Origin of the sequence: Paenibacillus sp. AD87 (assembly GCF_001659845.1) — a bacterium.
GTDB lineage: Bacteria > Bacillota > Bacilli > Paenibacillales > Paenibacillaceae > Paenibacillus > Paenibacillus marchantiae.
Genome location: NZ_LXQN01000007.1, coordinates 3,565,640 through 3,586,218, shown reverse-complemented (window position 1 = coordinate 3,586,218; position 20,579 = coordinate 3,565,640). Strand labels below are relative to the sequence as shown.

The following is a 20,579-nucleotide window of genomic DNA, read 5'->3' as shown; positions in this document are numbered from 1 at the left end:
GCGTGCTCCTTTCTTAGCCAAACAAGCGGTCTGCCCAGCCAAAGACCAGCCTGATGACATCATTGGGATTAGGCCAGCCCGGTACAGAGACAGCCAACGTATTCCACAGCAGAAATATCCCCAGCAGAATGAAATAGGCCCGTTTCATTCCTTTTTTGCTGGACTTGATCATGGGCCACTCCAGTATGTACAGTACGGCAAACAAAACAACAGCAATCATTGGTTTACCTCCTAAAGTGGCCTGACACATTCCTCTGTTCCTATCAGTAGCTGGATTCCGAACCTACGAACTGGATGTTGATTTGGGCATGCACTTTAAACTGCAATTCGTGTTTGACATAATCATTCCAAACGGGACGCAACTGTTCCCAGATTCGAGGATATGCCCATTCCAGGCGATAACCGAGCATTAGAATATCAGCATTCTTGCGTTGGCCGCTCCTTATTGCGTCGGTTAGATAGGCACTCACTTTTTCATTGGCCTTTTGCTCGATCTGATTCACGCCCACAATATCTTTGACCTTGAGAATCGGAATCACGGAATTCAGTTCAGCCTGCCCCCGCAAAGTGATGTCGAAGAAAGGCTGTCCGTTGACAAGCCTGACCTTAATTTTGGAATTCATATTATAGATCGTCATGCTCGCTTTTTCTTTATCGGTTTCCACCGAAAGGGCTACGGAATCCAATTTGCGATTGGCCCAGGCTATGGTCCTGGCTTCATTCGCCGAGATTGAATCCACCATCTTCATCTGTTTGAAAAGAGCGCCGCCTATTTGACTGGTCCATTGCTTTCGTTTATTATCCTCACTTGCCATCGAGGTTCCTTTCGATTCCAGCAAGGGGGCGGCAAAGCCCTGATTCATTTTGTCAGCCATAAGTACACTGAGCATTTGAGTCTTTAACATGTTTTCTTCGGTTGCAAATTCTCTTAACACATCACTGGGTGTTTCTTCGAAAACGGGAGTCAGATCAGCCACGTCTCTGGCTCTGCCCTTCGCAACCATGAGGTAACTGCTAAGATGGAACAAAGGTTCACGTGAGATCCATTCCATCGCATCTTGAATGCCCTCTCTGGCGTATGCCTCACCGAATACCACTACCCGTGTGTGCCCCCAGGAAATCTTTCGTGTGAGATCGGTTTGGATTTTCTCCATGGCGTCAGCGATGGTGGATGCGGTAGCAGAAACGAGAGCATATGGATTTTTTCCGGGTCCCCCCGTACCTTCTGGCGAGAGACGGTTGGGAAGTGGCATACTTAGCGAAATATCGATTTCACCCGGTTTTTCACCCTTATCCACATACATGGCTGTAATAAAAGTACGTTCATTTATCTCCACTTTGGACCAGCAGCCACTGCAAAGTAACACGCATACCAAAACGACACTCAGTTTGGGCATAATCATCCACTTTTTCATGTTTTTTGCCTTTTCTTATTCGCATCTTCGTAAGCTGCGGGTCGCTTCTTCATTAGGAACCAAGGCACACGAACAATAGTATCCTTGATATCACGCAGCACGAGGGGGGCAAATGGCTGCATGTATGGCACGCCAAATGAACGCAGACTAACCATATACCAATAGATCAGATAGATCGAGATCACGATGCCGAACAGACCCAGCGTTCCACCCATAAACAGCACCGGAAAACGAAGCAGCCTGAAGGCCAGTCCGAGCTCAAAGTGCGGGATGATAAAGGCGGCAATACCTGTGATAGATACGACAATAACCAGTGGTGCTGAGACAATTCCAGCCTGTACGGCCGCCTGACCAATAACAATCCCCCCGATAATAGACACCGTTTGGCCCAGTGGCTTCGGAATACGAATCCCCGCTTCGCGCAAACCTTCAAAGGTCACTTCCATAATGAGCGCTTCAATCAAGGCAGGGAAAGGAATGTTTTCTCTAGCAGAAGCGATCGTAATCAGCAGGTTGGTCGGAATGATTTCTGGGTGAAATGTTGTAACGGCGACATAAAAGGATGGAAGCAGGAAGGCTATAAAGGCAAACAATAGGCGAATAAGTCTGATAAAGGAGGCAGAATAAAATCGTTGATAATAGTCTTCCGAAGACTGCATTAAAGAGAAAAAAGTAACCGGAATGAGCAGGGAGAACGGTGTTCCATCCTGCATGACCCCAATCCGTCCTTCAACCAGTGCAGCGGCCACCGTATCCGGTCTTTCCGTATATTGATATTGTGGAAACGGAGAGAGAGGATGGTCCTCCAGAAATTCAGACAGATAACTTACACCCAGACTGCTATCCATATCAATATTACCAAGACTTTCCAATACATTTTCCAAAATGTCTGGCTTGCATAACCCTTGGATATATACAACGAATACCTCGGTTTTGGTGTATTTTCCAATGGTGAATTTGATCATCTTCAAATCAGGGTGTTTGATTTTGTGCCGAAGCAGAGACATGTTCACATGAATATCTTCAATGAAGGCTTCCTGAGGGCCAACAATTACAACTTCATTGGTTGATTCCGCTACGGAACGCCTTTGATAATTTTGAAGTGCAAAATGAATCATTCCCGAAATACCCTCGATATATAAGGCTGCATTACCTGACACGATATCATCCACTATTGCTTCTGGTGAATTCGAATGGTGGCTGTTAAGGGTGAAAAATGATCCAGTCAGGACTCGGGTAATGAATTGATGATCTATTTCATTTCTTGAGGCTTCCTCAAGCAGTGGCTTGACGATGGCTTCCCGCATAGTAGGGGTATCTACAATGGACTGAATATAGATGAGTTCACAATGGAAAGGTCCAATTTGAAAAGGCTGATAGATTATGTCGGCAACACCCAACAGATTAGCTCTAACCTGTTCATAGATATTGTCTTGTTCCATTTCAGTTTCGCCTCCCTATGCTGTAATGCCGAGCCTATAATCTGACTATAGTGTGCGACGCTTCCACTGAAATATACTTTTAAGTTTGGATTATCGAAATATATTACAAACTTTGATGCAGATGATGAATGGGGAGATCGTCGGATCTGCCTTAAAATAAGAGGATGGAATGAAGTAAGTAGACGATTTATATAAGGAGTTGAGGGAAGATGGCGTATCGGATCAGACTTGCTGAGCGTAGCGATGTTAACGGAGTGGCACAGTTGTTCAATGACTATAGAATGTTTTACGATCAGCCTACAGATCTGGAGGGAGCAAGTGAATACATAAAAGAACGAATGGAGCGCAATGAATCCGTTATTTTGGTTGCCGAATCAGAATTGGAGACAGAAAAGGAAAAGGAGTGCAGTTTGACGAATAAACCCTTAGCGGGTGAGTTTGGTGGATTTATACAGCTGTATCCTAGCTTTAGTTCAGTGTCCATGAGGCCAATCTGGGTACTAAATGATCTGTACGTACATGCGGATCATCGCCAGCGAGGAATTGCGCGTAAGCTGCTGGAAGCTGCACGACTATGGGGAAATGAGAGTGGGGCTGTACGAATAGTGCTCTCTACGGCGATAAGCAACAAGAAGGCTCAGGCATTATATGAGTCGGAAGGCTATACGCTGGACACCAAGTTCATGTATTATGAACTTCATATATAAGAGAGACTTTGAGAAACCTGAAGTTGAGGATAAGCAGGAGGGATTAGCACAAGATGATGCAATGGATAGCCATGATTACGATGTTGATCGATCATATAGGAGCCGTCTTTTATCCACAGGTCGGTGAGCTGCGAATCATTGGTCGAATTGCTTTTCCAATCTATGCTTTTGCCGTTTATATCGGTTATAAACATACTCGCAACGTACAAAAATACATATGGCGGTTGTTCTGGATTGCAGTGATTTCTCAATTGCCGTTTATGGTGGCTTTTAATCATTTTTCGCTGAATGTGGTATGGACATTATGGTCTGCTCTGCTTGTATTGCTCGTGCTCGATAAACTTCCGGTCCGTTTGCTGGGAATTCCGATTGTGATCGTGGCTGGTTTGGTCATGGAGATGACCCACATGGATTATGGTATGTATGGCCTACTGCTTGTATTGCTATTCCGTTACTTCCAGGGCCCAGTACTGGTAATGGCTCATCTGCTCTTAAATGTGCTGTATATTTATCTGCACAGCAGCTCTATTCAGATGTACAGCGTGATTGCTACAGCAGGAATTGCAATAGCCCAGTATTATAACGCAGGCTTCCGTCTGAAAGGTCCGCGTTGGATTTGGCGTTATTTTTATCCTGCACATTTGGCTGTCATTGCTTTGATCCGCTTGATCTGAGAATTCTTCACGAAGAAAAGAAGCCACCTTATCCGTCATCACTGACGTTGAGGTGGCTTCTTTATATTCATTAATGGATGCAATATAGGCATTCACTTTATTGGAGTTATTCCATTGTTGGCGAAGTACCAAACTGCGGTCGGACGGCCTTAGGGAAATAACCAATCTCGATGGCATGTTCCAGCATTTTTGAGATGAAACGATCATCTGTTTTGGCACATATAATGCCGGCTGGTTCTACATAGGCGGTTGTTACAGGAGAAGCATATACGTAGGCAGAATCCTTGGCACCGTCTCCTTCAAGCTGGGCGATAGCCAGTTGAAGTGCCTCAGGGTCCTTGCTGACACTGCCATCGAACAACCAGTTGGTGTATTCTGCAAAAGGCAGAGTCTCTACTTCATAACCGGCCCGATTCACAGAGCGAATCAGATCATCGTAGCTGATAGGCTCCGGATTACAGATATGGAATACACGTCCTGCTGTGTCCTGGCGTAATGCCAGATGCACAATGGCCTGACTTGCATAATCAATAGGTGTAAAATCAACCATCCAGTCGGCTGCCGGTGCTTTGCCCAGCAATAACATCGCTTTAATCATGCGATAAAAGGCGTTGCTATCAATATTAGACTGGAAACGTCCCGTCTCGGAATGACAGGTCAGGTTACCTGCACGATAGATGCTAACAGGTACACCTTCTTCAGCAGCAATCATAAGCACTTTCTCGGCTTCAAGCTTGCTGTCCGAGTACAGGTTGTCCACGTGCAGGTCCGCTGGGAAGCGATCATATTGCAATGATGACTCCCACTGTCCACTGAGTGCAAGATCTTCCGGTATCCCCATCGTGGATACGTGGTGGAAGGAGGCACCTGGTTTGCTGCGAACGAGTTTGAGCAATGCAGTGGTTCCATCCACATTGGTTTTGGCGAATTGTGCTGCATCCCCGAAATGTCGTACATCCGCGGCGCAGTGTATCACACGGTCAATTCGTTCTTGCACGTAAGTTGTCTGCTCGACTGAAAGACCAAGATTCGGTTGCTCCAGATCGCCTTCGATAATCTCGACGCGGGATGCGAGGAGAGGTAGCAGTTCCGGTCCAAAGTAACCTTTCATGACGCTACTCAGTCGTTCCATCGCAGAGCTTCCGTCTGCGGGGCGGCGCACAAGAGTATAGATGCGTGTATTCGAAGTTAGAATCAACTGTTGCAGCACATGCGATCCAAGATATCCGGTAGCCCCGGTCAAGAGTACATGCTCGGGATTCAGAATTTCAGGATATCCAATCTGGGATCTCAGCTCTACAGGATGTTCTGACAATTGGGTGATCATGCCCTCATTCACTGAGGAATGAGCAGTTTCTTCTATAGTTTGAGCCAGCTTCTCCACGCGTTGTGCCAAGGCACGAACCGTCTTCTCGGCAAAAAAGTCGGCAATTTTCAGCTGTGGATAATGCGGCTTCAGAATAACCAGCACATGGATGACCCGAAGAGAATCACCGCCAATGGCGAAGAAGCTGTCCTCCACACCAAAGTCATCGTGCTGAAGAATTTCTTTCCATGCTTCCAGAATAATCGCTTCGGTTTCCGTCTCCGGCAGTACCCGATCTGGTCGATCTTCATGACGCTCTACGTGAGGCAGAGCTACCATCGCTTTACGATTGATTTTACCTGTCGGTGCGATTGGCATTTCATCGAGCTGACAGATCCATTTGGGTACAAAATAGGAAGGAAGCTTCACCGTTAGCTCCGCTTTGATGTCCGCAACGGAAAGTGTACTGCCATCTTTGGATGTAAAGTATCCTACGAGCATGTTTTGACCATCCGATTCCTTCTTTGGAATCACGGCAACATCCTGAACCTGATCCAGACGGGCAAAATGATCCTCGATCTCTCCAATCTCAATCCGGTGACCCCGGATTTTTAACTGGGAGTCGCTGCGTCCGACATATTCCAGCAGTCCGCTATCGAGCATTTTGGCAATATCGCCAGACTTATAGATTTTCTCATCGATAGCAAATGGATTATCAATGAATGCCTGTGCTGTACGCTCAGGCTGGTTCAGATAACCTTTGGCCAAAGCGGGTGTTGCTATATATACCTCGCCGGGAACGCCTACCGGGCATAATTGCTGTTCTTCATTGACGATATACACTTTATAGTTATGAATCGGTCTGCCTATTGGAATGTTAACGACACTTTCCGGAACTTGCTCACTAATTCGGTGAGTCGCTGTCGCTACTGTACATTCCGTAGGTCCGTATACATTGACGATATCAATCTGGTTGCCGAATTTGCGCTGGAAGGCACGAACCTGCTCACCGTACAGTGCTTCTCCAGCCACGGTAATGATTTTGACTTTGGCCAGCTTGTGGAAGCCTTCATCAGACAGGAAGGAAGCAAGCTGGTTGAAAAAGATGGTTGGCAGTATCGTAATAATTGTTGTGCCTGTGCGCTCAATTGCACTCGCAAATTCTTCAACGGATACACGTTCTTCCGCCGACAACAGGTACAGTTCTGCTCCGTAGAACAAGGCGCCAATCGTATCCCACACTGATGCATCGAAGCTGTATGTAGCAAACTGGGTTAATACGTCACCTGGTTGAATATCGCAATCCCGCTGCACCACACTACCAAGATTGGCTACACCCCGATGGGCAATAAGCGCACCTTTGGGCTTGCCGGTAGATCCCGAGGTATAAATGATATACGCCAGGTCGTCTGGCTCAATATCGAGATTGGGGTTACTTGCAGCGAATCCGGCAAGGCGTCCATCTACGGCCAGGATTTGGCGAACGCTAGTAATTCCTGAGAATAACCGTGAAGCTTCAGGTAAAGAGGACTCTTTGGTCAGGACAAAGGATGAAGCTGTATCTTCGACAATATAACTGTTGCGTTCTTGTGGATGCTCAGGATCGACAGGAACGTATACTCCGCCAGCTTTGAGAATACCGAGCAAAGAAATAATCGTTTCCAGACTCCGCTCCATAAAGATGCTGACGAATTCTCCTTTTTGCAATCCGTTGGATAACAGCACACGGGCAACCTGATTGGCACGTTCATTCAGTTCTCTATAGGTGTACCGGCCAGTTGGTGAAGTAATTGCTGGAGATTCAGGATATTCGGCTGCTGTTGCTTCGAACCAGCCATGAATCGTCTGATGTTCTGGTTCGAGAACGGCGGTATCATTCATTTCTCGGTATAGCAACCGGTCTGAAGCGGATAAAATGTCCACTGTGCCGATGGCCTTGTCTTGGTCACGCAACATAGCCAGTAAAAGAGTCTGATAATACTCTGCATATCTTGTGACCGTAGATTCATTTAGAAGTGAACTGTCATAGAACAGATCCAGCGTGAGCATATTCTGATCATCACGGATATTCCAATTTAACAATTGAGGAGCTTTAGGGAGCTGTACACTGTTAAACATGAACAGCGTTTCCGGATTACCTCCCGCTTGCAGCGTGTAATGCAGCTGGAGTTGATCTGAAATCTGATGAATCAGTTCGATAAAGGTTAACTTTCCTTGAATCTGCAATAACACATGGGAGGCTACCTGATCGGGAGCCAGCGTGCCGATGGCAAGTTCCTGCTCAGCTGATAAACGGAACAACAAGGCTGCGTAGGCAGACAATAATGCTGGATAAACGCCCTCTGAACCGAATTTTTGTTTCAGTTCCCGACCCAGGGACGATTCCAATGAAATATGAGCAGACTCATAAGTGAATGCTTGTTGACGGCGCCCAAAATCCAGTGGAATCTGAAGAACCGGCAGGCCAGATTCCACTGTTTGGGTAGATGATGATTGATTTTCGACCACTTCAGTTGTTCCTCCTTGGTTCAAACCGTTCAAGTTGTGGGTTGAATTATTGTTTACTTACATTAAAATGCGAAATCAGTTCTTGCAGTTCCTCAGACATGTTGTTCAAACGGGTAGAGGAATCAACAAGTGTAATCAGAGATGCTTTTTGTTCATCTACGGATGAAGAGATCCGTTCACTGTTGTCAGCTGTCTTACTCACACTCGCAGACAAATCATCCGCAGTTGCGGTCATTTCTTCTGTACCTGCAGAGATTTCTTCTGTAGCACTCGATACTTCCTGAATCTGATTCGATACTTTCTTGGCTGCTTCCAGAATCTCTTCGAACAATTGACCGGTTTGATCAGCTACGCTGAGTCCGGTATCCACTTCAGACGTTCCTTGTTCCATCGCACGAACGGCTTGTCTGATTTCAGCCTGGATCTCTTGGATCAGTACAGCAACCTGGCTCGTGGATTGTTCGGACTGCTCAGCAAGCTTACGGACTTCACCTGCTACAACTGCGAATCCTCGACCTTCTTCACCAACACGTGCTGCTTCAATAGATGCGTTGAGTGCAAGCAAGTTCGTCTGGCTGGAAATGCCTGAGATGATATTCAGAATATCGCCAATTTCCTGAGAGCGGCTCTCCAGAACCTGAATGGCCGAAGCAGTGTTTTTAACAGATTCCGTAATCAGATTCATCTGTTCGGATACCTGACGAACCACACTGTTTCCTTGTTGGGATCGACGTTCCATCTCATAGGCCTCGTCAGCTACACTCGCTGAACTGCTGGCAATAGTTTGAATGACGATAGCCATCTCGGACATCGCACGGGCACTATCCCGGGTTGCCTGTTCCTGTGCACGAATGTTGGATGTAATCTGAGTAACGTTGCTATTAATAGAATCAGCATTCTCGCTGTTTCTCTCCGAGACTTCATACAGTTCCTTAGCAGACTCGTTAACTTCTTGCGAAGTGATTTGCACTTTGACGATGGTATCGTTGATCTTGCGAACCATTGTATTGAACTTTTCGTTCACAATGCCCAGATCGTCTTTGCCTGTCGGAATTTTGACATTCAAATTACCCCGGCTTACGTCATCAATCCCTTTGATCAGGTGACGAATAGGGGAAAGCGTGTTTTTGACAACAAGATATTGGATAATCAGGAACAACAGCAGGAACGCTACCAGGATGATAATTCCGTTCTTGAGCAATTTGTTCAGTCCGGCAGGTACTGCTGATGCGTCTGCATCGACTGCAAAGTAAGAGTAAATCTTGCCGTTGCTATCCTTGATCGGGTAAGCAATGGTTGTCCAGGTTCCGAAATCATCGGAATAAAATGTGGTGAACGTTGGGCGATCGGTATTCACCATTTCTTTCAGTGCATTTGCCACAACGACTGGCTGTTCATACATGTCGCCGATATTTACATTTTCACTCTGGAAGGCTTCCTTCAGATTGGTTGGCATGGCAACAAGGGAAGTTAACCGTTGGTTATCTCCACCCAGCTCGACGCCAAAGATGTAGGCTTGTGCAATGTTAGGATAATATTGCTGCATTTCATCGAAATAGGCACGCAATTTGGTTTGGGTTTTTCCATCATAATTGGCTTCTGCAATAGCAGCCTGCACTTCGGTGGAATCAATGCCTTCTGCCCATTTTTTAGTAATTTGTTCTACCTGACCATGTAGTTGGTCTACGAGGATTGTTTTTTGAAAGTAATAGCTGCTGGCAATAAGTGCCACGCCGATGATAATAATGTTAGTAAATGAAAGCAACAGATTTTTGGAGAAAAAAGACATGCTTTTCCAACTTAATGATTTCACTAAAGTCCACTCCTGATCTTCTTTGAATTGATAATATGTTGGTGCCTTCATGTTGCAAATTAAGTCATTCCAGTATCCCCTCCAAAGGCATAATGTGCGACCATGGTCTTGGGTTCCTGGTCGCTATGTAGAGATATTTTTACCTAGATACCCATAGGTGTCTAATTATTAAAACACATCTATACTTAATATGTCGTATAAAATGTCGTCAAATTGAATAGTTTTGTTAAAACTTTTTTAATATTTTACGTACTTATGGACATATGAAAGTAAGAAGTAGGTATTTAGAACTGTTTATTTAAAATAATTCCCATTTTTTAGTTTCATTCTGTATTCTATAACATGGTGGGTTAAAAAACATCCTAAAACATTGAAAAAATAGTGAAAACGACAGAAAACGGACTTTCTTTTGCCACACAAATCAGATATCAGGGAGGAGAATCTAACCAAGAATGTACATAAGCAACATTATTGATACATGTGAAGCAGAGAAACAGGCCAAGTTTCCCAGTTGAACACGTCATGCACAGATATACATCGGAAGCGGTTTTATCTATAATAACTACAGTATGCATTTCTCAAATCATGAGCAGGCGGGGGTTTATAGATGAATCTTAAACAGATAGCAGCTGAGCGCGCGGCAGAGTATGTTCAAGATGGAATGAAGGTTGGATTGGGTACAGGGTCAACGGCGTATTACGCTATTTGTCGAATTGGTGAGCGAGTACGTGAAGGGTTGAACATTCAGGCTGTAGCTACTTCGGAAGCATCGGACAAGCTCGCCAAAGAGTGGGGAATTCCGATCGTTCCCTTTGATCAAATTGGACGTCTGGATCTGACCATTGATGGTGCAGATGAAGTAGATCCTGAGTTTAACCTGATCAAAGGTGGCGGCGGTGCGCTTTTACGTGAGAAAATTGTAGCTGCAAACAGCGACAAACTGATTATTGTGGCCGATGGTAGCAAAGCCGTACAAAAGCTGGGAAAATTCCCGTTGCCAGTTGAAGTGGTTCCGTTTGCTTCAGAGTGGACCTTCCAGGCGCTGGAGAAACTCGGGTGTCATCCAGAATGGCGTATGGATGGGGATCAACGTTACCTTACGGATAATGGCAACCTCATTGCAGATTGCCGCATGGAAGCCATAGAGCATGCTGCAGAGCTTAACATTCAGTTAAATATGCTCCCAGGTGTTGTCGATAATGGACTGTTTATTAAAATGGCGGACACCGTCATTCTTGCGAAGGATGATGGCAGCATCGATGAGCGTCATCGTTCATGAACGGAAAGTGAGGTCATTGCATAGATGAGGGAAAACCCGTTAGTGGATGGTGAGATTGTTCTTCGATGTGTGGAGAAAGAGGATCTGACTGAACTCTATGAATTGATCTACAGTGAAGACGTACCGGAATGGAAACAATGGGATGCGCCATATTATGCCCTTGAACATGAGAGCTACGAAGACTTCGAACGGAGCATGTTAAGAAGACTTGGAGCAACTCAGAACAATTCTGATCCGGACTCCATTCGAATTATTGAGCTGAATGGTCGAATCGTCGGTACAATCAGCTATTATTGGGAACATCGTCCATCCATGTGGCTGGAAATGGGAATAGTGTTATATCGATCAGCCCAATGGGGGCGCGGGATCGGCACGCGAGTACTTCAGATGTGGTCCAGTCACTTATTCGAGCAATTGCCCGTGGCCCGGGTTGGATTGACAACCTGGTCAGGCAATGAACGAATGATGCGTTCAGCTTCGAAGGCGGGACTGCAGGTGGAAGGACGTATGCGCAAATGCCGCATCGTGGATGGCAAACATTATGATTCAATTCGTATGGGAATGCTGCGCGAAGAGTGGGAGCAGATGAAATCTGCAGGCGCAGGTCGAAATGTAAACAACTGATGGAGGATTAAGAAATGCCGAACAACGAGGACAATCGGGAACTGTCTTTACAATTATTTGTGGTTCTCGCTCGCGCATACAATTCCGTTACATCCAGGTCCAACCGGGATATCCAGAGTCATGGACTGAATACAACAGAATTTGGCGTGCTTGATTTGTTATACCATAAAGGGCCGCAGGCGTTGCAAAAGATCGGTGAGAAAGTGTTAATGTCCAGCGGCAATATCACGTATGTGGTGGACAAGCTTCAGAACAAAAATCTGCTGATTCGTCGAGCATCCAAGGAAGATCGGCGTGTCATATACGCTGAATTGACGGAGGAAGGAAGACATTTGTTTACACAAATCTTTCCTCAGCACCACCAGGTGATCATTGATGCGGTGGATGGACTGGAACCTTCGGAAAAGGCAGATGCGATTCGTTTGTTAAAAAAGCTTGGACTCGCTGCAGAGGGGAAAACTGACTTGCGTTAATAACGCAGGTCAGTTTTTTTATATGAATGTATGCCATTCGTCGTTCATGTATAATGAATAGAGGGATTGTATTTGAACGGGGAAGATCGAAGCTGCTGAAGCTTTTGCAAACGATTGGATGAGTGAAGCCTTCGTATAAGCAGTATGGCATAATTCGCGATTAGGAGAGTGATCATGTGATGTCTAATGAACATGGCAAAATGAAATCATCGCACAGAACGATTGAATCGTTATCCAATCAGATGATTCACGGTAAGGAGAACCAGAAGCAGATTCGTACATCCCTTCCGATATCAATCTTGCTGGCAGACGATAACGTCATCAATCGGCAGGTTGTGCAGATGCAACTCAAAAAGCTGGGCATGACCGAAGTGCATACCGTCTCCAATGGGGAAGAGGCTAGTGAAGCTTTTCTCAGCAATAAATATAGTATGATCCTGATGGATAACATGATGCCTGTAATGGACGGACTGGAGGCGACACGCCATATCAGAGCTTTAGAACAGGATAAGAAGTGGCATCCCACTCCGATTATTGCGATGACAGGAAATGTGATGGATGGAGAGAAAGAGAAATGTTTTGAAGCCGGGATGGATGATTTTATTGGTAAACCCTTCACCCTTGAAGCTCTAAACAACGTAATCCAGAAGTGGCAACCATCATCCATGTCTGAAGAAATTACGAAACGATAAATAATATACATACATGTTTCACGTGGAAGATCGACTGAAAGAGAGGGAAATGTTCATGTTATTATACAGCCTTGCCGTTCTGGTCCTAATCGTTCTTGCCGTACTATGGTTAGGTGGACTTTACTTCTTCAAAACCGCCATTCGGCGTGCTCCAAAATCATTTTTAGTTGATAATCCGAATCTGATGCCCGAACCGGATAACGAAATAATCAGCAGTGCGTCTGACTTAACGTGGCTTGATACGCAGCCAACCGAAGATATATATATTGAATCACATGATGGATTAAAGCTGCATGGAACATGGCTTCCTTCCCACTACGGATCGCAGCGACCAACGGTTATCCTGGCCCATGGCTATTCGGGAAAAGGCAGAGAAATGGCGGGTTTTGCCCGCTTTTATGCTGAAAAACGGGGCTACAATGTGTTGATGCCGGATGATCGGGGTCATGGCCAAAGTGAGGGCAATATCATCGGATTCGGCTGGCTGGACCGCAAAGATTATGTTCAATGGATTCATTGGGTTCTGGGCAAGGTTGGTACGGAGACGGAGATCATTTTGCATGGAATTTCGATGGGAGGCGCTACAGTATTGATGACAGGTGGTGAAGCTCTCCCTGATCAGGTAAAGGCCATCGTATCGGATTGTGCGTATACCTCCGTCAAGGAGGAGCTGACCTTCCAGCTCAAGCAGCTATACAAGCTGCCCGCATTTCCGTTTATTCCCGTTACAAGTTTCATTTCCAAATGGAAGGCAGGCTACTTTTTTGGGGAAGCATCGGCACTAAATCAACTCCCCAAAGTTCAAGTTCCGGTTCTTTTTATTCATGGTGAGGCAGATGCGTTTGTACCGACGGAAATGGTCTATAGACTATATGAAGCTTGTCCGACAGAAAAGGAACTGTTGACTATTCCCCGTGCGGGTCATGGAACAGCGTTTCAAGTGGATCGAACCCGATACGAGCAGGTACTTGAATCCTTTTTGACAAAGAACCAGCAGCATTCTTCTGATTCCAATTAAGCATCCTGGGTATTAAGTAGAAGATGTCCTTAAGGGGAGGTGCGAGATGCCATATACACCTAGAGTTTGTTCATATTGTCATGAAAAAATGGCAGAGGATGAGTTCAAATGCAAATCTTGCGGCAATCTGGTTACTACCAAAACGGTTCAGCCTGAACAACCGTACATGATTGAAAATGATGAATTTATATTGGATCGATATTCAATTGTGTTACTTGTTCTGATGACACTGTTTCTTCCTCCCGTAGCCATGACCATTGGCGGCCTGATGTTATTTAATGACAATACGTATAAGCAGGATACAGGTAAATTGCTCGTCACCGGGGCATTTGTAGTGATGGTTATTCTCACCGTTATTCTGTTTGCAGGTTCGGGGACATTGACGATTAACATCTAAGCTATGGAGGTGCTTGTATGGCAAATGAACAATTTGAGGCTGCACGGAAAGCAGAGGCAGGTTACCATTCTAACTTCTATCAGAATAATGAATTATTCGCGTCCGGTACCTGGATGGCGAGACCCATGCCGATGGTTATGGATATGCTTGAGCGTTTGCTTACCCATAAGACAGAGCTGCGTGTTCTCGATTTGGGATGTGGTGTAGGCAGACATACGATACCCATTGCGCAGCGTCTTGGGCAAACAAATAGTGAAGTTATCGGGGTGGATTTGCTGGATGAGGCTGTAGATGGACTTCGCAAATATGCGAAAGAATATCAGGTTGATCATATCGTGCAAGTAGAGAAGGCGGATGTTGAGCATTACGCTGTCAAGCCGGATCATTTTGATTATATTGCTGCTTGCTCTTGCCTGGAACATGTTTCAAATAAACAAGCCTTAGTGGAGGCTATTGAACGTTTGCAAGTGGGAACTCGTACAGGCGGCATTCATTGTATCACGATGAGTACGAGTGTAGAGGAAAAGGAAATCAACACAGGCCGGGAGATTGAGCCGTTGATTGAATTGAATCTGCCCACAGCTGAGGCTATAGCATTACTGGAGAAGGCTTATGCTAATTGGAACATTCTGCTTCAGGAACATGTAACACAGACGATCGAAGAGGAAAAATATGATGAACCGACACAGTTCCGTTGTGAACTGCTTCGTTTCGCTGCACAGAAGCAATAGCAGCCTGCCGGGATCGCGTAGTAAGGTCCCGGTAGTTCGTATTACTCGGCAGCTTAATAGGAACATCACGAGAAGCATCATGGGATAGGGGACATCATCACACCAGAACATGGGGGATCAGAATGAGTACATATGTGATTGGCATGGATGGCGGGGGAAGTCATACACGTGTGGCATTGGCCGATGAGAACGGAAAGGTTTTGTCTTATGTGCAAAAAGGTGGTTGCAACCGCTATCATGATGCCAATGCAGAGCAGAATGTATTGGAGGGCATCGCTGAAACTATTCGCGGAGCTGGGCTAGCAGTGGATCAGATTGCTTCCATTCAGGCGGGGATGGCAGGCCTGGATCAGCCAGAAGATACAGTCTGGGCTGAAGCTTTACTCGCTCGAACCGGGATATTAGGCAGAATCAGCGCAGTAAATGACACGCATATTGCACATACGGCAGCCTTTGGCGGTGAGCCAGGCATCGTAGCTATTGGGGGCACGGGCTCTCTGATTCTCGGTAAAACGGAACAAGGGAACTGGCTCCGCAATGACCAGTTCGGCCACTATGCGCCAACAGCAGCTCGTTTTTTGGCTTATGACGCGGTGCATTCCATCCTTGCGGGACGTTATGGTCCGCAGGACCAACCCTGGATCGAACAGATATTAGCCTATTGGAATGTAACTTCGATTCAGGAGCTTGCTGCACTAGGCGTATCAGGTTTTGCTGAAAATAGACAGGCCATCAATCGGATATTTGGTCAAATGGCTCCTTTGGTTACCGAAGCAGCAGCCGAAAATATTCCCCTTGCGGTCAGAGTATGCGATTCAGCAGCGGATACGGTCGTTGTGGGTATTCTCATGCTTGCATCGTGTTTTAAAGATCAGCAGGTGCGCATGACGCTTACAGGAAGTTGTCTGAGTACACCTTATATGGTGGAGGCCGTTCGAAAGGGGCTGAATGCAGCCTATAAACCGGGTGGACAACAGATTCATTACATTACCAGCCATGTGCCAGCAGTCGGAGGTGCGCTGCTGGATGCATATCATTTGGCAGGAATTCAGGTGCCTGAAGGTATCACGTCTGATCTCCAATCGGAGCTGAAACGGCATACGACTTGAACTTTTAAAGGCTAACGACTACAATACGATAACGGAATCAAGCAAGTTATAGGAGGAATCAGGGTGTTAATTCAATTGAAATCACGCATACAGGAGCCGGAAGTGCAGGAGCTGTTGTCCTACTCGGTCTTTCCCGACCCGGATCACCTGAATCGTGCGTTACAACAGTATGTTAATAAGGACGAGCTGCATTTGGACGGTTATGAAGACGAAGGCCAGCTGATCGGTCTGATTGGATATGAAAGTACAGGAACGAGTGAGATCACTATTCATCACATCGCTGTCCTGCCTGAGAACCGTTTTAAAAATTATGGTCGTGGCATGATTTCACAGGTGCTGGCCAAATATAACCCCGACAGACTGATCGCTGAGACCGATGTGGAAGCGGTAGAGTTTTATCGAAATACGGGATTCGTAGTGTACAGCCTGGGTGAGCTGTATCCGGGTGTGGAGCGATTCCGCTGTGTATTAGAGAAGGACGAGGAGCAAGACGAAGACAAGTAACTGTCTACTACTGTGTAACGTAAAGAGAGCATAATCATAACAGGATGTTGGATTTGGCGAAGCAGCTGAGTCGGACGTCCTGTTTTTTTGTCGTTTGTTTGAAAAAATAGGAAAAACGTATTGCTTTGCAATATAGTTTCATTATAGAATAGTTTCATTGAAGAATAGTTCTATGAGTGAACTATAAGGGAAGGAGAATGAAGAATGAACACACCGGATGCTAGAAGTTTGGTTAACCGCTATTTGGATGCTTCTTTCCTAGTAACCAAACGGTTTGATACCCAGATACGTGAGCGCTTGGGGCAAACCATTACCACAGATCAGTTCTGTGCACTTCGTATGATTGAGGAGAAACCGTTATGTACGCCTTCTGATCTGGCAGAGCTTTTGTGTGTAGGCAAGAGCAGTATCACTGCTCTGGTCAACAAGCTGGTGGATCGGGATCTGGTCCATCGGGCCGGGGATGAGCGCGACCGCAGAGTTGTTTATTTGACCCTGACGGACACTGGACGTGAAGTATACAGGGAAACGGAACAGGAAATACAGCAGCTTCTGGAGCCGTATTTGGTCCATTTCAAACCGGAAGAGGTTCAGAATTTCATTGAATCTTTTGAGAAGCTCGCAGCTTTGCTAACGCATGAAGGAGGACAGGAGAACGAATGAGAACGATTTTGAAAGCGCGATGGTGGTTGATGGGGCTATGGGTCATTGTGGCCGCCGTATTAATGTTCACCGCCCCTAACATGAGTGAATTGATTCGGGAAAAGGGACAATTTTCGGTTCCTGAAGGACACTCTTCCACCCAGGCAGCGGCGATTCTGGAAGAAGCCGCTGCACAAAAGGGTGAGCAGCAGGGCAGCCAGTTGGCTCTTGTATTTTATAATCCGGATGGTTTGGGTGCCGAGGGTAAAGAAGAGGCAGAACAGGCCGTTAAGAAACTAGAGGCCGAAAAAGAGAAACTGGGCATTCTGTCCATACTGGAACCGTTCTCTCAACCAGAATTATCAGACAAAATGATCTCTGCCGATGGCAAGACGATCTTAACGTCGCTTTCTATTGATCAGGGAGATCGTACAGTCAAGGAAATGCGCGAAGATCTCAATGAAGCTTTGTCATCGGTCAATGTGGAGCATTACATAACCGGTAAAGGCTTAATTGATGAGGATACGGTGGAAAGCTCCCAAGAAGGACTCAAAAAATCGGAGTACATTACCGTAGTATTTATTTTGCTCATCCTATTCCTTGTATTCCGCTCTTTTGTCGCTCCATTTGTTCCACTGCTTACGGTGGGGATCAGCTATATTGTTTCACAGCAGATTGTCGCGTTCCTTGTGGACGGTCTAGACTTCCCTATTTCGACATTTACGCAGATCTTTATGGTGGCGGTCATGTTCGGGATCGGTACGGACTATTGCATCCTGTTGATTAGCCGGTTCAAGGAAGAATTGGCTCATCATGAAAATACGTGGGATGCCATTATTGCTACGTACCGCACAGCAGGCAAAACGGTATTCTTCTCCGCACTCGCCGTGCTGGTTGGATTCATTGCCATTGGTTTTGCACAGTTTATGTTGTATCGTTCCGCGGTAGCGGTTGCTGTCGGTATTGCCGTGATGATGCTGGCATTAGTCACGATTGTTCCATTTTTCATGGCAGTGCTGGGCAAAAGACTGTTCTGGCCTTCCAAGGGTTCACTGGAACATGCCGAGAGCAAGATTTATGGTGCAGCCGGTCGTTTCTCCCTAAAACGTCCATGGGCAGCCCTGCTCATCGTTGCAGCGGTTTGTGTGCCATTATTGGCAACTTACGATGGCAAGCTGTCGTTTAACAGTCTCGATGAGATTGGTGAGAAATATGATTCGGTCAAAGCATTCAATATCATTTCCGACAGCTTCGGTCCGGGTGAATCCTTGCCGGGTCAGGTCGTTATCCAGAATGATGAAGCCATGGATAATGCCAAATATATGGCGCTCGCCGAAAAGATCAGCCGGGAAGTGGAGAAGGTGCCAGGGATCTCTGGTGTCCGCAGTATGACACGTCCAACCGGTGATGAGATCAAAGATTTTGAAGTGACACAACAAGTAGGGACATTGTCTGATGGTTTGGGCGAAGGCAAATCGGGTCTGGATAAAATCCGTGATGGTCTGAGCGCAGCCAGCAGTCAGTTAAGCAAAAATGAACCACAACTTAAAGAAGCTGCGGATGGGGCTGGAGAACTGACCAAAGGTACTTCCCAACTGCAGTCTGGTATTACACAGTTGTCGGAAGGACTTCAGCAGATTGAAAAAGGCATTCGTGACGGCTCCTCGGGCGCCGGTGATCTAAAAGCAGGTCTGCAGAAAGCCAAAACGAGTGCAGATCAACTTGCACAGGCCAACAATCAGCTGCTTCAAGCCTATCGTCAGGCAGGAGCAGGTGTCGCAGCGCTGGGTGATGGTGTAGGTGAACTGCAACAACAACTCAAAGGTGTATCTACAGCGTTGACCAGCTTGAATGAATCGTTCACAGCGCTTGAAGAGCGCTATCCTGATTTGCTGCAAGACGCCGATTATCAGCGGGTCAAAGGCACCCTTGGTGAAACAGGTACCGGCACAGCACAGCTCGCTCAAGGTTTGGGTCAAATTCAAACCAAGCTGGGCGAAGCCGCGGCTGGAATCAATCAGGCTAACAAAGGCTATGCCTCCGCAGCTTCCGGACAGAAGGCACTTGCCGATGGTCTGGGTCAGATTGTGACGGGAATCAGTCAGTTGCAATCTGGTCTCAAACAGGCCGCTGACGGTCAAGGTAAAGTGATTAGTGAAATTCCTTCCATCCAGAACGGACTTGGTCAGCTTCAGGGTGGTCAGGAGAAAATTCAGCAAGGCTTCTCGGATCTGAGTGGTCAACTGACTCAATTGACAGATGGTCTTAATCAGAGTGTAGATGGAATCGAACAGGTTTCAGGTGGACTCGATTCAGCACAGGACTACCTGACACAATTGCAAAACTCACCTGATTCCGATCTGGCAGGCTGGTATGTTCCTGAAGAAGCACTGAATAGTAAGGACTTCACACAGGTATTCGATACGTATCTGTCCAAAGATCGGAAAACGATGACGATTGACGTTATTTTTGCCGAGAATCCATATGGAACTGAAGCGATTGATCGTGTTCCGGATATCGAAGCTGCTGTACATCGTGCTGTACAGGGAAGTGCGCTTGAAAAAGCGGATATTGCCATTGGCGGGGTAACCAGTACATTTGCAGATCTGCAGGAAGTCTCCAACAATGACTACACACGCACAGTTATGCTGATGCTTGCAGGAACGTTTATCATTCTGGTCCTGCTGCTCCGTTCGGTTATTATGCCGCTGTATCTGATTGTCTCGTTGTTGCTGGCTTATTTCACATCCATGGCCCTGACTGAAGCGATCTTTGTGAATATACTTGGGTTCGCGGGCATCAGTTGGGTTACGCCGTTCTTCGGCTTTGTCATGCTTATTGCACTGGGAGTGGATTACAGCATCTTCCTGATGGACCGGTTCAATGAGAACAAAGGTATGAGAGTACAGGATGCCATGTTGTATGCCATGAAAAACATGGGTACGGTCATCCTGTCTGCAGCCGTCATTCTGAGTGGTACCTTTGCCGCAATGTATCCATCGGGAGTTCTTTCGATGATGCAGATTGCGACGGTTGTACTCAGCGGACTGATCTTGTATTCTCTGTTGTTCCTGCCATTCTTCGTTCCTGTAATGGTGAAAATGTTTGGCCGTGCCAACTGGTGGCCATTCCCGAATAAGGAACAGGCAGATTCCGTTGATTCGGATCGTAACATAGGCATGTAATTAAATGATATATGAACAGCCCCGCTGGATTCCCGGCGGGGCTTTCTGTATGGTTTTGAA

At 46.3% G+C, this 20,579-nt stretch carries 18 protein-coding genes; 13 read left to right on the top strand and 5 right to left on the bottom strand.

Features of this window, described 5'->3' with window-relative positions:
* Positions 1-13 precede the first annotated feature (13 nt).
* The 3 genes from gpAD87_RS15665 to gpAD87_RS15655 are packed head-to-tail and all read right to left on the bottom strand — an operon-like array spanning position 14 to position 2,857.
* The gene (locus gpAD87_RS15665; RefSeq protein WP_063564708.1) at positions 14-220 is read right to left on the bottom strand and encodes a hypothetical protein; all 207 of its coding nucleotides are present in this window, start codon (positions 218-220) and stop codon (positions 14-16) included.
* Between the two features lie 43 nt (positions 221-263).
* The gene (locus gpAD87_RS15660; protein WP_064639129.1) at positions 264-1,415 is read right to left on the bottom strand and encodes a Ger(x)C family spore germination protein; all 1,152 of its coding nucleotides are present in this window, start codon (positions 1,413-1,415) and stop codon (positions 264-266) included.
* On the bottom strand, positions 1,412-2,857 hold the full coding sequence (locus tag gpAD87_RS15655) for a spore germination protein (protein ID WP_064639128.1): 1,446 nt from the start codon (positions 2,855-2,857) through the stop codon (positions 1,412-1,414). Before gpAD87_RS15655 ends, gpAD87_RS15660 begins: the two co-directional genes overlap by 4 nt.
* 209 nt (positions 2,858-3,066) lie before the next feature.
* Here gpAD87_RS15655 and gpAD87_RS15650 point away from each other — a divergent pair, with 209 nt between their 5' ends.
* Both gpAD87_RS15650 and gpAD87_RS15645 read left to right on the top strand, forming a co-directional pair.
* Positions 3,067-3,564 carry a GNAT family N-acetyltransferase gene (locus gpAD87_RS15650; RefSeq protein WP_064639127.1) on the top strand — a complete coding sequence of 166 codons (498 nt, stop codon included), beginning with the start codon at positions 3,067-3,069 and terminating at the stop codon, positions 3,562-3,564.
* 53 nt (positions 3,565-3,617) lie between these two features.
* The gene (locus gpAD87_RS15645; protein WP_231952585.1) at positions 3,618-4,238 is read left to right on the top strand and encodes a TraX family protein; all 621 of its coding nucleotides are present in this window, start codon (positions 3,618-3,620) and stop codon (positions 4,236-4,238) included.
* A 106-nt stretch (positions 4,239-4,344) separates the two neighbouring features.
* On the opposite strand, the gene gpAD87_RS15640 is transcribed toward gpAD87_RS15645, so the two are convergent.
* Positions 4,345-8,052 carry a non-ribosomal peptide synthetase family protein gene (locus tag gpAD87_RS15640; protein ID WP_064639126.1) on the bottom strand — a complete coding sequence of 1,236 codons (3,708 nt, stop codon included), beginning with the start codon at positions 8,050-8,052 and terminating at the stop codon, positions 4,345-4,347.
* Positions 8,053-8,098: 46 nt separating this feature from the next.
* The gene (locus gpAD87_RS15635; protein WP_063564933.1) at positions 8,099-9,841 is read right to left on the bottom strand and encodes a methyl-accepting chemotaxis protein; all 1,743 of its coding nucleotides are present in this window, start codon (positions 9,839-9,841) and stop codon (positions 8,099-8,101) included.
* A 631-nt stretch (positions 9,842-10,472) separates the two neighbouring features.
* Between gpAD87_RS15635 and rpiA the strand changes: the two genes are divergently transcribed.
* The 11 genes from rpiA (at position 10,473) to gpAD87_RS15580 (ending at position 20,519) form a co-directional block, all read left to right on the top strand.
* Entirely contained in the window at positions 10,473-11,144 is a 672-nt protein-coding gene (gene rpiA, locus gpAD87_RS15630; RefSeq protein WP_064639125.1) for a ribose-5-phosphate isomerase RpiA, read from the top strand.
* Between the two features lie 24 nt (positions 11,145-11,168).
* Positions 11,169-11,768 (top strand): GNAT family N-acetyltransferase, encoded by a 600-nt coding sequence (locus tag gpAD87_RS15625; protein ID WP_064639124.1) that lies wholly within the window; start codon positions 11,169-11,171, stop codon positions 11,766-11,768.
* 14 nt (positions 11,769-11,782) lie between these two features.
* Positions 11,783-12,241, top strand: coding sequence for a MarR family winged helix-turn-helix transcriptional regulator (locus gpAD87_RS15620; protein ID WP_024630132.1), 459 nt, complete (start codon positions 11,783-11,785; stop codon positions 12,239-12,241).
* A 179-nt stretch (positions 12,242-12,420) separates the two neighbouring features.
* Positions 12,421-12,933: a response regulator gene (locus gpAD87_RS15615; RefSeq protein ID WP_064639123.1), complete on the top strand. Its 513-nt coding sequence runs from the start codon at positions 12,421-12,423 to the stop codon at positions 12,931-12,933.
* Positions 12,934-12,988: 55 nt separating this feature from the next.
* Positions 12,989-13,951, top strand: a complete 963-nt coding sequence (locus tag gpAD87_RS15610) for an alpha/beta hydrolase (protein ID WP_082935140.1) — start codon at positions 12,989-12,991, stop codon at positions 13,949-13,951.
* Positions 13,952-13,997: 46 nt separating this feature from the next.
* Positions 13,998-14,348 carry a hypothetical protein gene (locus gpAD87_RS15605; protein ID WP_064639122.1) on the top strand — a complete coding sequence of 117 codons (351 nt, stop codon included), beginning with the start codon at positions 13,998-14,000 and terminating at the stop codon, positions 14,346-14,348.
* A 17-nt stretch (positions 14,349-14,365) separates the two neighbouring features.
* A complete protein-coding gene (locus tag gpAD87_RS15600) occupies positions 14,366-15,079 on the top strand; it encodes a class I SAM-dependent methyltransferase (protein ID WP_064639121.1) in 714 nt (237 codons plus the stop codon).
* A gap of 122 nt (positions 15,080-15,201) precedes the next feature.
* A complete protein-coding gene (locus tag gpAD87_RS15595; RefSeq protein WP_064639120.1) occupies positions 15,202-16,188 on the top strand; it encodes an N-acetylglucosamine kinase in 987 nt (328 codons plus the stop codon).
* Between the two features lie 63 nt (positions 16,189-16,251).
* Positions 16,252-16,692 carry a GNAT family N-acetyltransferase gene (locus gpAD87_RS15590; RefSeq protein ID WP_064639119.1) on the top strand — a complete coding sequence of 147 codons (441 nt, stop codon included), beginning with the start codon at positions 16,252-16,254 and terminating at the stop codon, positions 16,690-16,692.
* Between the two features lie 204 nt (positions 16,693-16,896).
* Positions 16,897-17,355 carry a MarR family winged helix-turn-helix transcriptional regulator gene (locus gpAD87_RS15585; protein WP_064639118.1) on the top strand — a complete coding sequence of 153 codons (459 nt, stop codon included), beginning with the start codon at positions 16,897-16,899 and terminating at the stop codon, positions 17,353-17,355.
* On the top strand, positions 17,352-20,519 hold the full coding sequence (locus gpAD87_RS15580) for an MMPL family transporter (protein ID WP_064639117.1): 3,168 nt from the start codon (positions 17,352-17,354) through the stop codon (positions 20,517-20,519). The genes gpAD87_RS15585 and gpAD87_RS15580 overlap by 4 nt, the downstream gene beginning before the upstream one ends.
* The last annotated feature ends 60 nt before the right edge of the window (positions 20,520-20,579 follow it).

Coding starts and splice junctions, on each gene's coding strand:
- gpAD87_RS15665 (WP_063564708.1), bottom strand. CDS start 220: ATGATTGCTGTTGTTTTGTTTGCCGTACTGTACATACTGGAGTGGCCC.
- gpAD87_RS15660 (WP_064639129.1), bottom strand. CDS start 1,415: ATGAAAAAGTGGATGATTATGCCCAAACTGAGTGTCGTTTTGGTATGC.
- gpAD87_RS15655 (WP_064639128.1), bottom strand. CDS start 2,857: ATGGAACAAGACAATATCTATGAACAGGTTAGAGCTAATCTGTTGGGT.
- gpAD87_RS15650 (WP_064639127.1), top strand. CDS start 3,067: ATGGCGTATCGGATCAGACTTGCTGAGCGTAGCGATGTTAACGGAGTG.
- gpAD87_RS15645 (WP_231952585.1), top strand. CDS start 3,618: ATGATGCAATGGATAGCCATGATTACGATGTTGATCGATCATATAGGA.
- gpAD87_RS15635 (WP_063564933.1), bottom strand. CDS start 9,841: ATGTCTTTTTTCTCCAAAAATCTGTTGCTTTCATTTACTAACATTATT.
- rpiA (WP_064639125.1), top strand. CDS start 10,473: ATGAATCTTAAACAGATAGCAGCTGAGCGCGCGGCAGAGTATGTTCAA.
- gpAD87_RS15625 (WP_064639124.1), top strand. CDS start 11,169: ATGAGGGAAAACCCGTTAGTGGATGGTGAGATTGTTCTTCGATGTGTG.
- gpAD87_RS15620 (WP_024630132.1), top strand. CDS start 11,783: ATGCCGAACAACGAGGACAATCGGGAACTGTCTTTACAATTATTTGTG.
- gpAD87_RS15615 (WP_064639123.1), top strand. CDS start 12,421: ATGTCTAATGAACATGGCAAAATGAAATCATCGCACAGAACGATTGAA.
- gpAD87_RS15610 (WP_082935140.1), top strand. CDS start 12,989: ATGTTATTATACAGCCTTGCCGTTCTGGTCCTAATCGTTCTTGCCGTA.
- gpAD87_RS15605 (WP_064639122.1), top strand. CDS start 13,998: ATGCCATATACACCTAGAGTTTGTTCATATTGTCATGAAAAAATGGCA.
- gpAD87_RS15600 (WP_064639121.1), top strand. CDS start 14,366: ATGGCAAATGAACAATTTGAGGCTGCACGGAAAGCAGAGGCAGGTTAC.
- gpAD87_RS15595 (WP_064639120.1), top strand. CDS start 15,202: ATGAGTACATATGTGATTGGCATGGATGGCGGGGGAAGTCATACACGT.
- gpAD87_RS15585 (WP_064639118.1), top strand. CDS start 16,897: ATGAACACACCGGATGCTAGAAGTTTGGTTAACCGCTATTTGGATGCT.
- gpAD87_RS15580 (WP_064639117.1), top strand. CDS start 17,352: ATGAGAACGATTTTGAAAGCGCGATGGTGGTTGATGGGGCTATGGGTC.